Genomic DNA, 566 nt, shown 5'->3' with positions numbered 1-566 from the left:
CAACAACGTCATGCCCTCCTACAACTAGCCGCTCTACCTGCGCCTCGAGAGGCAACCACTTCTTCGTGTACTCCACGCGTCTCTCCCACACAAAGAAAATCAGCCCGCGCCTTGCGGCAACGGGCTGATCATGATGCTTGAGACTCTAGCACGGGCAAGAGCCTGGGTCCTAGATGTGCTACCCGGGCACGTGTTGCGTTCGAGCGCACGCGAAGCCCTAGCGTCGCGGACATGAACCCAGAGCTGGAGCAAGCCCTGCGCCTGGCTACGGACCCTCCCGGTGGCGTCTCGCTGGAAGCATTGGAAGATCTCGTTCGGGATGATCCGACGACCTGGTGGGACATCTCGGAGGCCGCCACTCACCTCAACGTCACCGCCCACACGCTGCGCTACTACGGACGCATCGGCATGGTGAGCGTCCCCCGAGACGATGCCGGGCACCGCCGCTATGACTCGCCGGCCATCCGCCGCCTGGTCTTCATCACCCGCATGCGCACGGCAGGAATGCCCATCGCCGATCTCCAGCACTACCTGGCCCTAGGGCGTGTCTGATAATGCTTCGAGGG

The 566-nt window shown here is 63.1% G+C and carries 1 protein-coding gene; it reads left to right on the top strand.

Annotation, left to right across the window (positions count from 1 at the left end; genetic code table 11):
* Positions 1-231: 231 nt before the first annotated feature.
* Entirely contained in the window at positions 232-552 is a 321-nt protein-coding gene (locus tag HMPREF3105_RS05235) for a MerR family transcriptional regulator (RefSeq protein WP_081339293.1), read from the top strand.
* The last annotated feature ends 14 nt before the right edge of the window (positions 553-566 follow it).

The organism is Micrococcus sp. HMSC31B01, assembly GCF_001816085.1.
GTDB classification, from domain to species: Bacteria; Actinomycetota; Actinomycetes; order Actinomycetales; family Micrococcaceae; genus Micrococcus; species Micrococcus luteus.
Note: the sequence above shows the minus strand (reverse complement) of the source record. Positions and strands in the feature narration are given on the sequence as shown.

Bases quoted from the DNA above. Each gene is read 5' to 3' on its own strand.
- HMPREF3105_RS05235 (WP_081339293.1), top strand. From the start codon at position 232: ATGAACCCAGAGCTGGAGCAAGCCCTGCGCCTGGCTACGGACCCTCCC.